At 43.0% G+C, this 14,451-nt stretch carries 12 protein-coding genes; 3 read left to right on the top strand and 9 right to left on the bottom strand.

Annotated features, from left to right (window positions below; translation table 11 throughout):
* Positions 1-210: 210 nt before the first annotated feature.
* The 5 genes from RCH20_RS06965 to RCH20_RS06945 form a co-directional block, all read right to left on the bottom strand.
* On the bottom strand, positions 211-1,740 hold the full coding sequence (locus tag RCH20_RS06965; RefSeq protein WP_327193064.1) for a lipopolysaccharide biosynthesis protein: 1,530 nt from the start codon (positions 1,738-1,740) through the stop codon (positions 211-213).
* 201 nt (positions 1,741-1,941) lie between these two features.
* Entirely contained in the window at positions 1,942-4,041 is a 2,100-nt protein-coding gene (locus RCH20_RS06960) for a polysaccharide biosynthesis protein (RefSeq protein WP_327193063.1), read from the bottom strand.
* 30 nt (positions 4,042-4,071) lie between these two features.
* Positions 4,072-6,318, bottom strand: coding sequence for a polysaccharide biosynthesis tyrosine autokinase (locus RCH20_RS06955; protein ID WP_327193062.1), 2,247 nt, complete (start codon positions 6,316-6,318; stop codon positions 4,072-4,074).
* Between the two features lie 13 nt (positions 6,319-6,331).
* Positions 6,332-6,775 (bottom strand): low molecular weight protein-tyrosine-phosphatase, encoded by a 444-nt coding sequence (locus RCH20_RS06950; RefSeq protein WP_327193061.1) that lies wholly within the window; start codon positions 6,773-6,775, stop codon positions 6,332-6,334.
* 11 nt (positions 6,776-6,786) lie between these two features.
* A complete protein-coding gene (locus tag RCH20_RS06945; RefSeq protein WP_327193060.1) occupies positions 6,787-7,899 on the bottom strand; it encodes a polysaccharide biosynthesis/export family protein in 1,113 nt (370 codons plus the stop codon).
* Positions 7,900-8,339: 440 nt separating this feature from the next.
* Here RCH20_RS06945 and rluB point away from each other — a divergent pair, with 440 nt between their 5' ends.
* Complete coding sequence (gene rluB / locus RCH20_RS06940) at positions 8,340-9,275, top strand: 23S rRNA pseudouridine(2605) synthase RluB (protein WP_327193059.1); 936 nt, start codon at positions 8,340-8,342, stop codon at positions 9,273-9,275.
* A gap of 202 nt (positions 9,276-9,477) precedes the next feature.
* On the opposite strand, the gene RCH20_RS06935 is transcribed toward rluB, so the two are convergent.
* Positions 9,478-10,032 (bottom strand): hypothetical protein, encoded by a 555-nt coding sequence (locus tag RCH20_RS06935; protein WP_327193058.1) that lies wholly within the window; start codon positions 10,030-10,032, stop codon positions 9,478-9,480.
* Between the two features lie 175 nt (positions 10,033-10,207).
* Positions 10,208-11,248, bottom strand: a complete 1,041-nt coding sequence (locus tag RCH20_RS06930) for an SEL1-like repeat protein (RefSeq protein ID WP_327193057.1) — start codon at positions 11,246-11,248, stop codon at positions 10,208-10,210.
* Positions 11,249-11,594: 346 nt separating this feature from the next.
* On the opposite strand from RCH20_RS06930, the gene RCH20_RS06925 reads away from it, so the two are divergent.
* The gene (locus RCH20_RS06925; protein WP_327193056.1) at positions 11,595-12,149 is read left to right on the top strand and encodes an IS30 family transposase; all 555 of its coding nucleotides are present in this window, start codon (positions 11,595-11,597) and stop codon (positions 12,147-12,149) included.
* Positions 12,150-12,160: 11 nt separating this feature from the next.
* Here the strand turns inward: RCH20_RS06925 and RCH20_RS06920 are convergent, their stop codons facing one another.
* Together RCH20_RS06920 and RCH20_RS06915 are read right to left on the bottom strand one after the other, a co-directional pair.
* Entirely contained in the window at positions 12,161-12,814 is a 654-nt protein-coding gene (locus tag RCH20_RS06920; protein ID WP_327193055.1) for a hypothetical protein, read from the bottom strand.
* Positions 12,815-12,850: 36 nt separating this feature from the next.
* Positions 12,851-13,630: a hypothetical protein gene (locus tag RCH20_RS06915; RefSeq protein WP_327193054.1), complete on the bottom strand. Its 780-nt coding sequence runs from the start codon at positions 13,628-13,630 to the stop codon at positions 12,851-12,853.
* A 152-nt stretch (positions 13,631-13,782) separates the two neighbouring features.
* On the opposite strand from RCH20_RS06915, the gene RCH20_RS06910 reads away from it, so the two are divergent.
* Positions 13,783-14,385 carry a LysE/ArgO family amino acid transporter gene (locus RCH20_RS06910; RefSeq protein WP_327193053.1) on the top strand — a complete coding sequence of 201 codons (603 nt, stop codon included), beginning with the start codon at positions 13,783-13,785 and terminating at the stop codon, positions 14,383-14,385.
* The last annotated feature ends 66 nt before the right edge of the window (positions 14,386-14,451 follow it).

Raw genomic sequence — 14,451 nt, 5'->3', positions numbered from 1 at the left:
AAATCTTACCTCATACTCATTTTAGATAACTAAATATTTAATAATATAGTTTATTACTTACATAACAGTTTATGAAACAATAAAAACTCACGCTTCCTGACTAACCATGCGGTATTACCATTTTGCATTAATGAATTGCGCTAAAGTAATCTAATATATCAAGCAAAAAAAATATGATAATAGTATCTGTCCCACAAAATATTAATGCTTCTATCCTTTAGTTCTAAATTTAAATAAACGACTAATTAGTACATCTTTTGATTTTTCTCGCCAGTATTTATCTAGTCCCAGAAAATACATGCACAACGTAGCAGAGGTCATACAGACGAATATAACCAATGCAGTTGATAACAATCCTTTTGGCAACCAGACATTTAGAATAACACCTGGCAAAGCTGAAAGAAAAGTAACCAATATGACAGGGATAATTACTTTTTTATAATAGGGAGTGAGTGGAAAATCAATTAATTTTCTTACGAGTAAGAGCCTCACTTGAAACATCAATAGATTAGCAATGATAGCCACGATAAATACTGAATATGCTGGGTAACCCGCTTTTAAAACTAGCCATGAAGCAATAAAGATAGCAATCTGAATACTACCTAAGGAAAGTTCATACAGCTTCATTTTCCCAGGCGCTCTAGCTGCTGTTGTTAACGGCATACTAATAGAGAGAATTAGAGACTCAATGAGTGCTAACTGAGTGAACAATAACGCTTCAGGTGGCGGTGTTTTCAACCATATTTTTAAAATAGCTTCCATCTCTAGCAGCATAGGTAAGGCAAATACCCACATTAGAAAAAACGTAAGCTTAGATCCATTGAAGACAAGATTCAACATATCTTCTTTCTGACCAGCAGCATAGGATTTAATGATTGGTGGGTACAATCCAGTATTTAGATTGCTAGAAAACACCATCACTTGGTTGGCTACTGTGAGTGCAATAGCTCTAGCAGCCACAGTTGCTGGATTAAAGAGCTGATTAATGAGGACAGTCACTGCTTGGTTCCTAAAAATAGTGCTTAACTGACCTAATAATGTCCAACCAGTAAAGTCGATAATTTCTTTTAACAGTCGTTTGTTCCAGTAAATTTTTCTGAATTGGCACTCAGCGTACTTTCTTACACAGATAATAATATATGCACTAGTCGTAATTATTGCAGTAATTAATAAAAATCGCCCATATAATTCCAGCACATCACCTTGTATATAACCTAATAATAAGGCAGCAACCAGCTTAAGAACTGCATCAACAACTGATAGAAAAGCAAAAATATGCATGTCTTCATGCGCTATTATAATGGCGATAAACGGCGATGAGAAAATTGAAGCCACAAAGCTAAGTACGACCATCTTATATAAACTGATTGCTGCCTCTGACCTACCTTCTGGAATCTTTAGATGTTCAGTCACGTACCATAAACCAGCAGTTTGTAAAATAATAAAAGCTATCAAGGCAATAGCAGCGTATAACAACCAATTAACACTAAAAGTTTCCTTAAGTTTATGGTTGTCTTGTTGACCCATAGCAAATGAAAAGAAACGCTGAGTTGCTGAAGCCATAGTACCCGGTAAAAATGCCAACAAAGTCACAAAACCGGCTACTACACTATATATTCCATAACCTTCGACACCCAGTACGTTCAAAACAACGCGTAACGTATAAAGGCTAATTAATATAACAACTACCTGCCGGGCATAAAGAGCCAAGGTGTTTTTCAATATTTTATTATTACGCATTATTTACATAAAACCTTTAGCCAGAATGTATAATAATTTAGAGAAACTATAAGTCAATTTAAAAGCCTTATAAACATTTTGTTATTTCTAATATTTCAGATACAAGCTGCGAAGTCGCTGTATTTTCATCTAAGCTCAATAGCGGCCGTTATAGCCAATCACCGCTATCTTAATATTATTGATATTTATCATAATGTCCTGTTAACCAACCTTTTTGATTGCTGTGATGGTATGTTGTTTGGATTTCTCAGACACTGTAATCGGTGTCCCTTCCTGATAACCGGCTACGAAATGCTTAAACCTTTGTTTTAGCCAATCGACATCATGCTGTTGTGCTTTTTTGGTGAGCTCAGACAAGGTCTGTTCAATATCAGTTAACGGGAAGCTATGCTCCATCGCCTGCATGATCAAGGGATGCGAGGTATCCTCAACGTTGTCTTCACCGATGATCAGCTCTTCATAGAGCTTTTCACCTGGCCGTAGTCCGGTAAAGACAATCTCGATGTCGCCATCAGGGTAGTTTGCGTCTTTGGGCTCATTGCCACTCAAATGAATCATCCGCCGCGCCAGATCGACGATTTTGACCGGCGCGCCCATATTCAGCACAAACACTTCACCACCCGCTGCCATTGCACCCGCTTGAATGACCAGGTTAGCGGCTTCTGGAATAGTCATAAAGTAACGTGTGACATCAGGATGAGTAACGGTGATTGCTTGTCCTTTTTCTATTTGCTTGGTAAATAACGGTACGACCGAGCCGGATGAGCCCAGAACATTACCAAAGCGCACCATGCTGATCCGAGTTTGGCTGTTAGTTTGGCTGTTAGTTTTGCTTAGTCCCTGACAGACCAGCTCTGCTAAGCGCTTGGACGCACCCATCACATTGGTTGGCCGCACCGCCTTGTCAGTCGAAATCAATACAAAGGTCTCAACCTGGGCCTGAATAGCCGCGCGAGCGCAGTGATAGGTACCCTTGCTGTTATTGATGACCCCTTCAAAGGGGTTGTGCTCGACGATAGGCACGTGTTTATAGGCAGCTGCGTGATAGACGGTCTGTATCTGATGCAGGCTAAATAGTCTAATCAGATTGGCTTCGTTAGTCACATTACCAATGACCGCGACGATCTCGATATGCTGATAAATGGGATTATTGGCCTGCTTTGCTAGCAGCTCCTGATGAATACTGTATAGGGCAAATTCGGACAGCTCATACAGTACCAAGCACTTGGGCTTATTTTTTATAATCTGTCGACACAGCTCGCTACCGATAGAGCCCCCTGCACCCGTGACCAGCACACATTTATTGGTGATGTTTTTTTGTAGTAGCCGCTCATCTGGCTCGACTGTTTGCCGATCTAACACATCCAATATGTCTATCTTACGCATGTGACTGACCGTGACCTTGTCATCCGCAAGCTCGTGCAAACTGGGCAACTCTTTAATCTTGATAGAAATATCGGCCAGCTTATCTATAATCTGTCTTTTGTGCGCACGGCTAATAGACGGCATGGCTAAAAATATTTGCGCGATATCTAGCTTATCAACGATATTAATCAGTTCATGCGCGGCATAGACCCTTTTGCCCAAAATATAGCCACCGGTCAAGTGCGGATTGTCATCGATAAAAGCCACCACATTATACTTATGCGAGTCGCCTAAGCCTTCGAACAACTCTCTACCAGCACTGCCTGCACCATAGATCACTACATTGTCATAGTCAGCACGTTTACTACGGCGCTGTGGTAAATGACCCTGCCAGCGGGTTAATAGCTCTCTAATGGTCAGACGACTGTTCCAAAGCCACATAAAGAATAAGAACAGATAAAAAATAGGCACTGAACGTGGTATGCGAGGCATCCACTCAAAATAAAGAATGGCTTCATAGATAATGATCAACACCACTAACATCTGTAAAACACTACGCATAACGGTATCAAAAAACACCCTGGCCACACCCTTGTAAAAGCCGATAGCATACAGGCCTATAATAGGCATCAGTGCATAAAGTGCTAAGGCTATTGGGCTAATATGGTTGTCCATATAACCAAATCTTAAGGCCAACGCAAAATAAAGACAGACCCCTGCCATGACAAAATCAGCACTGATCAAAATGCCTTTTTTAACCGGCCGCGGCAGCGCTAATAAGCGCTCAGCAAAGCGCTGTAGCCGACTGGTCGACTTGCTAGCGTTATTGGCATTGCCCACGCTATCGCTACCATCAGTGCTACCATCAATGCTATCAACACTGTTGTTAACACTGGTGGCAGAGCTATGATAAGTAGGATTAAGATCTGAACTCATAGATATAACGCTCAATTGATTGACGACTGACTATTTGTTATTGCCGTAGGCATAGCTGTAATGATAGCTATATTTACTGGTCAGACCCTGTTGCACATCATTAAGGATGATGCCATCTACCTGTACCTGAGCTTTGGCCAGCTGATTGATAGCATAGACTAACTGCCCTTCTATCGAGCTGTCATAGCGCGTGACCATCAGTACTTTATCCGCATATTGTGACAATATAACCGCATCTGACGCGGCCAATATCGGTGGGGAGTCAATGATAATATAATCGTAATGCGCATTCAGCTGTGACATCAGATTGCCAAACTTATCGCCGGCCAACAATGAGGTTGGATTGTGTGGCTGCTGACCGCGAGGCATAAAATCAATATGATCCATGGTAGTCGGATGAATAAAGTCAACGATAGTATTGGCAGCTTGCCCACTATCAAGATTGTTTTGCGCCGTGTCATCGTGCTGTGACAAATAATCTGCCAGACCAGTGCTTTCATCTACACTAAACATCTGATGCAACCCGCCCATGCGCATGTCCGCATCTATGACTAACACCTTTTTATTAAGTTGCGCGAATACCTCTGTTAGATTGGCAGCAATAAACGACTTGCCCACCCCTGGGCTCTCACCTGAGATGAGTATGACCTTAGCGCGCTGACCGGCCTTGCCTTCGGTTGGCATGCCAAACATCAGATGCGTTCTTAAGCTTTTGATCGCTTCGTAGCTCAAGCTATTGTGATCAACATAAGCCAGCAGGCGATTTGGCGATTTTTTATTCTTTGATAGCCGGGATAATGAGGGCGAGCGTGGAATCGTGGCAATCACTGGTACCCCTGTCTTTGCTTCTAGACGATCAGGGTCTTTGACCACATTTCTAAGCAGGTTTTTGAGTAATACCAGCATGGTACCTAGCATCGCCCCTAGCATCGCTGCCAGTAGTATTATTAATGCTTTTTTCGGGGCAATGGCTTTAAAAGTATTAATGGGTAAATCAATAACACGTGCAAAACCAATTTGGCCGGCTTTGACAATTTTTAACTGCTCGTAATTTTTGAGCATGGTGAGATAAATTTCTCTATTGATGCCCGTATCTTCTGATAACTTTAAAAACTCTCTTTGTATTTCAGGTAACCCAGCGATTTTATCGTTTATCACTTGCTTTCTAGCGTTTAGCACGTCGAGCTGATCATTGATTTGAATGACTAGCGGATGCTCTTCGGTATAGTAGGTAGTCAGATCCGCTCTTTTGAGCTTTAGCTCATTCAGTTGCGCGTCAATTTGGGCGTTTTCTGTCAACAGTAATTCTGCTTCTTTACCGACATCGATGGTACCGTACTGTTTACGGAACTCGTTGAATATCGCTTCAGAGGCCTCTAGCTTTTGTTTTAGCGCTGGAATTTGGCTTTCCATAAAGGTCAGGGTTTTAGTGGTCTCTTCAGAGCCCCGTGATTGGTTCTGATCGATATAAGAAATAATGATTTCTTTTAATATTAAGCTGACTTGCTGTTGGTTGGCACCCGTAAAAGACAGCTGAATAATACCGGTCTGCTTGCCTTTTTCTACTACTGATAGGGCACCATTAATATTATTAGTGATGGTCTGCAATGACTGCTTGGCAATGGTAATCGGGTGTTGCGTATTGGGTAAGTCAGTAACGGTAATTTCTACAATACCGTCTGAGCCTCGGAAGCGATGCAGTTGATTGAACTGGCCTGTGAAGTCATCAAATTCATTGCTGAGTACAAAGCCATCAGTGCCAGAACGAACCAAGGTGAAAGGTCGATTGAGATAATCTTGTGAGACGTTGAATTGACTGACTTGCACGCGTCCGTCTTCGGTTTCAAGTGCCACCCCTTCAGGAGTATTGACTTGGGTTTCCGTGCGATTGTTTTTTATTCTATCTATAGAGTTGACTGATGGATCGCTTAAGCGAATGTCTAGGTGCAGCAGGTCTACAACTGGCTTGAGTATCATGCGCGACTTAATCAGCTCAGTTTCAGTCTGCGCTTTGCTGTCTTCAGACCCGACCAGCTCAGAGATGTTTTCACCCAGCGCCGAGATCCCTTGTGACTTGTCGTCAATCTGAATCAGCGCATCTGACTTAAAAGTAGGGTTGACATAGCGGCTGTATAGCACCCCAATAGCCAAACCCAATAGCGCAAAAAAAACCACCACTTTCCAGCCGCGTAGTAATACTAGTAGCAAGGCCAACAAGTCGATTTCGTCGTCTTTTTCAGCACTAGGCTTTGATAGATTATTTGAATTTGTACTCATAAATATTCACGACTCAACTAATTTTGTTAAACCACTGGTCCAAGCTATCAATAATACCTTGCCTAGCAATCTCAAATGATGATTCAGCATGCCCATAAGGGTCGGCAATATCTTTATCAATCCAATGGCCAATTCTGAAGGCTTTGCCACGGCACTGTGGCCACTGCGCTTCAATCCATTTACTCTGGCTGGTGGACATGGTCAAAATAAGATCTGCCTTTGATACTAGTTCTTCGCTAATTTGCTTAGCGATATGGTTACTCATACTTGCATTGACGACTGAGTTATGTTCTGTCATCACTGCTAATGCTTTGTCATCAGCGGGGTGGTCAACGACTGCCGACAGACCCGCAGAATCGATATGTTTTTGTGGATAACGATCACTCAGTAGAGCGTCAGCTATCGGGCTACGGCAGATATTACCCACGCAAACCACTAAAATATGTTCGAATGCCATAGTTATTACACCTATAAGCGTGAAAAACTTCTAATTGTAGAGGTAGATGGCAATAGCGAGCTGATAACCCGATTCCAACGGGTCAAGCCAGTGGGATCAACATAAACAATATCATTGGGTTGCATCTCAAAGCGATTGGCTAACGCAAAGCTAGTAAGGGTCTGCATGTCTACATAATAGATATTGGTGAGCGGATAGGCTGGATTATTAGCACTGTCACGCACCACATATATCTTAGACGCATTGGCTGTATTTGAATCAAGACCTTTAGACTCGCCTAATACTTGCGCCAAGCTTATTCCTTGCTCCAGGATAGGCACCGGTTCCACTTGTCCGAACTCACCTAGCACATAGACTCTATTGCGGCTTTGACTGTTGACATGAATAGAATCGCCATCTCGCAAATAGATTTGATTGGCTGAGGCACCCATTTGTCGTAGTGACTTCAATCCTAGGTTGTAGCTAACGCCGTTACGATTCAAGATGATGTTGTTCGAATCACCAGTGGGCATTGCCCCACCTGCCATAGAAATAGCGCTGTACAATGAGATAGGCGCATCGTCAATACTAAACTCGCCAGGCTGCTTGACCTCACCATCAATAAAAAACTTATTGCCGCGATAGTTAATAATTTTTACTTGCGGGTCAGAGTATTTGAGATAGCGCTGCAACTGTCCACGTAGATTGGCGGTAAATTGCGGCACACTTAGACCACTGGCTTTAATACGCCCTATTAATGGAAATTGGACGAAGCCTTGTTGATCTACTGGGAAGCCAGAGGCATACGGATTGGTACTATTACCAACATTAGGCGGGGTGATATCAGGATAGCCAATCAAGAAGATGCTTAGAATATCGCCTTGCGCGATACGATAATCGACTCGGCCAGAGGATTTTATCAAACGAGACAAGTCACTGCTAGGTACCACTACTTGCTTAGGCGGTAGCGTGGCTAGGCTTAAAGGCTGGACATTAAATTGTATGCCATTGGCCGCTGTAAACGCGCCATTAGGTGGCAAGTCGCCAGCTTGTAATCCAGAGTTAATAGTGGTGGTGGCACAACCAGAGAGCAGGGTCGCTAGTAATACAAGTGTTGACAAAAGAACCTTGGAAGACTGATACATAACCTTGACCTTATAAACTCTAGCACGACTAAAATACATATATTCAGTAAAACAAATAATAATATTCACTATAATAAATTCATATATTTACTATAAAAAATATACGAATCTCTATGCTTACTTCTCAACGTCTACAAAATATCTGCATACTAGCATAAAGGTTTAATAAATAATCTATTTTTTACCTTTTATCGGCATCCAGCAGTGTTTTATCGGCCAATGATTAAAATTTTAGAATTACTGTAAAGATGAGCTTAATTAATCGTTATCAAAGACAAGATAAGAATAATAATTTCGAATAGAGCGGATGAAAATAGCTCATAATAATGTACAGATTTACTGATAGGCCCTCATAAATAGCGTAGAATAGCGGCTGTAAATTACCTTACCAAAATTCCTACATTGAGAAATGTAGCCCTAACCGACTCCAGGATATCATTATGAAAGATGAAAAATTACAAAAAGCCCTCGCCCGTATGGGTCTTGGCTCACGCCGTCAGATGGAAGAAGTCATCAAATCGGGCCGTGTAACGGTCAATAATGCGCCTGCCACCATCGGTGATCGAGTTGAGCAAGGCGACGAGATTCGCGTCGATGGCCGTCAGATTAAATATACCTCTGAACATGAAAAGCGCCGCCGGGTCTTGGCTTACTACAAGCCTGAGGGCGAAGTCTGCTCTGCTAGTGACCCAGAAGGTCGTCCAACCGTGTTTGAACGCTTGCCTAAACTGACCCACGATCGCTGGGTGATGGTCGGTCGCTTGGATATTAACTCTACCGGGTTATTGTTATTTACCAATGATGGTGAGATGGCCCATCGCTTGATGCATCCCTCTGGTGAAGTGACCCGTGAATACGCCGTACGCGTATTGGGTGAAGTCACACCAGATATCGCCCGTAACATGACTACTGGCGTCATGCTAGAAGATGGCATGGCCCACTTTGAAGATATCAAAGAAGGCGGCGGCGAAGGGGTCAATAAGTGGTATCACGTCAAGCTAAAAGAAGGCCGTAACCGTGAAGTACGCCGTCTATTTGAATCACAAAGCCTGAAAGTTAGCCGGCTATTACGCACAAGCTACGGCGGCATCGCGCTACCAAAAGAGCTGCGTACCGGTCGCTTCTTAGAGTTGGATAGAAAAGACATCAATACCTTAACCGACTTGGTCAGCATGCGTCCACGTTATGGTACGGGTCTACACGGCGCCGCCAAAGACAAGCAAGAACGTATTAAAAATAAGCCCCTTAAAGCGCGCCGTAGCGACAGCGGTCATAATAAAAAGCCCAAGCCTAACGAGGGTCCAAAATCTAGCGACAGTACCAAGCCAGCCAATCGTGGTACGCGTAACACCCCTGATCGCAACAATCGCCGTTAAGATAAACCCCTGCTATAGTCAGTCGGCTTTACACTAAGTCAAAATGGTTATCGTAAGGCTGGGGGAAATTTTTGTAGCCTCTGGAGTGGCATCGCCACACAGCAAGCGAGAAAATTTTTGCTAGCCGAACGATGTTCAAACATAAAAAAGCTGCCAGCGATTACATATCGCTGGCAGCTTTTTTATGGCGCGTTATAACCCTTTAGCTATTATGACTGTCTATATATTTCTTCATTACCCGTAAGTCCTGCAAGTGCTGGCTGTCTACCTGCTCTAATAATTCATCTAAACGGCTGTCAATATTATTCAAGGCGTCTTGTAAGAGTTGCTCAGCCTCAGTGCGTTTATTATTAGTGGCCTCAGCACCTCCATTAACCCCTGCTAAATGATAATGACTGGCTAACATTTCTGGTAACCGTAACTGTAACAGCTTGTGCAGCACAAATTGCTGCTCAGTCAGCGCTGGCGTTCGGTGTTGTGCTTGGGAGTCTAGCTGATAACGCTGATAAGTCGCTACTTTATTATCAATGTGCTGTAACTGACGCAGCTGGTGGTCTGATAACACACTCAGGTGCTGGCTATTCAAGGTGAGCTGCTGCCAAGTCAGGTTAGGCAATGATAGAGGCGCGTTGGGGTCTTGATAAGTCAGCACCCCTGGAGTAATGCCAACTGCGCTATGTAATGCTTGCCAGCCCTTTTTACCCAAATAAAGGATAACAATCGTAGTAGCAATACCCACACCTAATAATATGCTCATGTCTGTGAATCCTGCATCTATAAGCCCATCCCAAAGTCCGTCACTATTCCGTCACTATTCCGCTACTCATCATAACTTAACGGCAGCTCACCTGGGATTGTTTCGAAGTTCACGGTTTACTTGTTCAAACGCCTATCTAATTGTCAAAATATCGATGGCTATGGGTTAATACTTGCTATTTTTCTTCTGTATTTAGTATTTTATATCGATCACAGGCACATTGATTCCCATTGTCGCAAGATTTACCAAACCATTCTTTTGCTATCACTTTGCTTTGGCGCACACCATATCCTTCAAGATGCATAAGTCCTAAATTAAATTCAGCTGAATGACTTCCTTGTTCCGCTGCCTTTTGAAACAGCTCAAGTGCTTTGGTATAGTTTTGTAGAGCGCCTTGGCCACTCGAGTATATTTCTCCAAGGCTGATTCGTGCTGATAGGTGATTTTGATTGACTGCCTTTTCATACCACTGCGCTGCCGCAGAAATATCTTGAGTGATACCGAATCCATTCTCATACATCAGCCCAAGATTGAATTGAGAGTCAGCATGGCCTTGGTTAGCTGCTTTTTGGAACCATGCCACTGCCATAAGAAAATCTTGAGACGTCCCGAATCCATTCTTATGCATCAAGCCAAGATTTGACTGAGATCTAATGTGGCCTTGATCAGCCGCCTTTTGAAACCATTCAACTGCCATAGAGTAGTCTTGTGGAACCCCAAGTCCGTTCCTATACATTAACCCGATATGGAACTGGGAGTCAGCATGACCTTGGTCAGCTGCCTTACGATACCATTTAGTTGCTATGGTAAGGTCTTGCTGGATGCCTTTGGCGTTCTCATACATGGACCCAAGCTTGAATTGAGATTTAATGTGCCCTTGGTTAGCGGCCTTCTGATACCACTTGACTACTATAGAGTAGTCTTGCTGAACACCTTTGGCATTCTCATACATTGATCCAAGACGGAACTGAGCGTCAGCATGACCTTGATTAGCAGCCTTCTGATACCATTTAATTGCTATAGCAAAATTTTGGTGAACACCTTTGCTATTTTCATACATTGAACCAAGGTGGAACTGATCTGACATATCCCCATTTTCTGCTAAATTTGTAGAAACTACTAAGTTCATGGCCTTAGCTGATAGTGGGATTTTTAGAAATACACCTAAAACCACTACTCTATAAAACAACATTCGCTTTAGCGTTTGTAATGTCATTGTTTCACCCTTAGAAAATAACTGCATGAGTAATTAAACGATGGCAAAAGTATTCGTATATTAATGTTTAAATCTATTGATGTTTAAATCTATCTAATATGAAACGCTTGCTATAGTTTTGTTAACGTTAAGTTACATTTTACTGTAATAACAAACAAAATGATTGTATCTTAAAATAAAAATGATTGTATCTTAAAATAAAAATAATTATATATTAAAGTTAAACTAATTATATATAAAATATAGAATATATTTATCGTCATACTAGCAGTACCCTAGCGTTTTTAAGGTATTTAGATTAACACGTGAAGTGCAATTTCAAACAGCAGGTGAAAAAGAGGCCTAGATGCGCTATACACATCTAAGCCTAGGGGAGCGATATCAGATTTATGCCCTTAAAGAGGCAAGCCACAGCATTAAATTTATAGTAGGCGAATTAAATAGAAGTTCTAGCACCATATCAAGAGAGCTTAGACGCAATAAAAGCCTACGAGGTTACCGGCCAAAGCATGCCCACACAACGGCTAAAGCGCGGCGAGCAAACAACGCCTTCACTATTGTCTCAAACGTCTGGGATTGGGTCATTGCTAAGCTAAAGTTACAATGGAGTCCGGAACAAATAGCAGGCGTCCATGGCGGTATCAGCCACATGAGTATCTATCGCTACCTGTGGACAGACAAAAGACAAGGTGGCGGGTTATGGCAGTGTTTAAGACGTAAAGCCAAACCTTACCGTCAAAGGCTGACTGACGAGACTCGTGGTCGCATCAATGACAGGGTCTCTATTCATAAGCGTCCGCAAGTAGTCGAAGACCGATCCCGTATTGGCGATTGGGATTCAAAACACCGAATCAGATATTCTTTAACATCATTTAGCGTTGCACTTGGTGTGTTAATCTAGGGGTATTTTGACTATAAAGTTTTGTCGATAACCGTCTCATTGTTATTAGCAGGATCATTGTTATTAGCAGGATTATTGTTATTAGCAGAATCATTGGTAAGCTGTTGCAGCGGCGCATTGGATGATGGATTCTCAAAACGCTGTTGTAGATAGCGATGGGTCACCAGTAGCTTTTGGCCATCCTGATGATAAGAAGCAGTCAGCAGGTCGTCAAACTGGGTGTTAATGGTACCCAGTACTTCTAGTAGCGCCTCTTTGCCCGTGACATCAGAATGTTTTATCTTAGTGGTATCAACATGGCCACCATCTAGGTCATGTAAGCGTCGATAGTCGGCCACTGCTTGCGGGATATGAGTATCCATTAAGTTTTGAATCATGATATAGGTTTCGTTGACGGTGTCTTTGTCATCGATTTTGCCATCATTATTGGTATCGCCATAAATCACCCGTAGCTTTTCACCTTTTTGATTGATCTCAGCCAGTGAGCTTTTGATCACTTCCGGTAAGCTTTTTTCGGGGATATAACCCAGTTGCGGCATGGCCTTGTATTCCAGCATCTTGGGTGCCGTGACCTTTTTGATCCCACGATAGCCTAGATACAAGCCAGCTGCCGGTAGCACGCCGTACAATACAAACATCACTAGCATGGCGGTTATTTGGGTCATTATGGTGTCCTTGTTAAAACTCGAATGAAACCAAGCTTAGCTTTTGGTGCGACTCTTAACATAACGATGGGTAGAGGCTAGGCTATTCATGACCGTTTGATGCAGCTGATCTAGTAGCTCATCCAGCTCATAATCAATCTCTAAGAATAAGTCCGTCAGCATGCCACCGGCGGTCATATTGCCTTGTACCTTGTTGTTCTTGGTACGGTGCGGACTAAAGCGTAGCAGCTGCTCATAATGATGTAGCGCTTCTGGAATGCTTTCGTTCACCAGCTTGTCAATGGCAAACTGCCGCTCATTGTGCTGTTGCTGCTGTTGTTCATTGAGCTCATGGCTCCAGTCACGATAACGTTTGAGCTTGCCATTGATTCGGTCTAAGACCGCTACGGCTTCAATAGGCATCGCATTTAGGGTGGCCTCATCAACCACATCGACAAGTTCGGTCATGATAGGGCAGCGTCCATGTTTGAGATACCATAGGGTATCCGGGTTAAAAGGCGGGCGATTGGGCCATACCATCTGCGCCCGATTGGCTAAATAGCGATCGGTAAGCGGGGTTGGCGAACGAATATCATTCACCTGTGCTAACGCATCACAAATACGGTCAACCTGCTGTGGGGCATTAAGCGGCAACTCGCCAGTATTTTGTGGTATGGCTGTTTCTTGAGCAGTATTTGATTGTGCCGCATCGACACCCCTATTTCTATGATTGTTACCATTTGCACTATTATTAGTGGCATTAGTCGCCGCCTGCTTGGCATTTTTAGCTGCCGTGGTTGGCAGGTCATCTTGTGCTTGCCCAAATGACTGTAGCATTCTCGTCAAACTTATGACCATGACCTACTCTGCCCCTTACCTATTTATTACTATTGCACTCAATTACTCGATAGCTTATCTTAACAGCTTTTTACCAGTCTACCAGTAAGCAAACGTCAGTGTTTTGCTGCTTAAATATTAAGTAAATTATTATGAATGCCACTGATTATTTTTCGGGTCTATTATTAGGGTTAACGCTGATTATCGCGATTGGCTCGCAAAATGCCTTTGTCCTCAAACAAGGGCTCAAGCGTGAACATATCTTCTTCATTTGTCTATTTTGTGCCGTTAGTGATGCCTTATTAATTTCTGCTGGCGTCGCAGGGTTCGGCGCAGTGACCGCCCGCTATCCGCAAGTGGTCACTGTGGCCAAACTCGCTGGCGTGATATTTTTGCTCGGCTATGGCCTGCAGAGCTTGTATGCCAGTATGCGCTTGTCTCATGCACTGACTGCTGACGGACAAGTGGTCACCAGCTTAAAAAAAGCGCTGCTGTTATGCTTCGGCTTTACCTGGCTCAATCCGCACGTCTACCTAGATACATTGGTCTTAGTAGGCATGGTTTCAACCGGCGCCAGTAGTAAATTAGTATTTGCCAGTGGCGCGGTCAGTGCTTCATTTTTATTCTTCTTTGCCTTAGGCTATGGTGCCCGTCTGCTTAGGCCATTATTTGCCAAGCCAAAAGCCTGGAATATACTCGATGCTTTAGTAGGCATATTGATGCTGTACTTGGCATGGCATTTATATCAGAGCTAAAAAAGCCAAACACTTAATATTGAGGTGTTTGGCTTGATCTGGTTTATTCAATTTAAGATTTAGCAG

The organism is Psychrobacter sp. PL15, assembly GCF_035984995.1.
Classification (GTDB): domain Bacteria; phylum Pseudomonadota; class Gammaproteobacteria; order Pseudomonadales; family Moraxellaceae; genus Psychrobacter.
The sequence above is the reverse complement of the archived record's forward strand: the minus strand, read 5'-3'. Positions and strand labels throughout refer to the sequence as shown.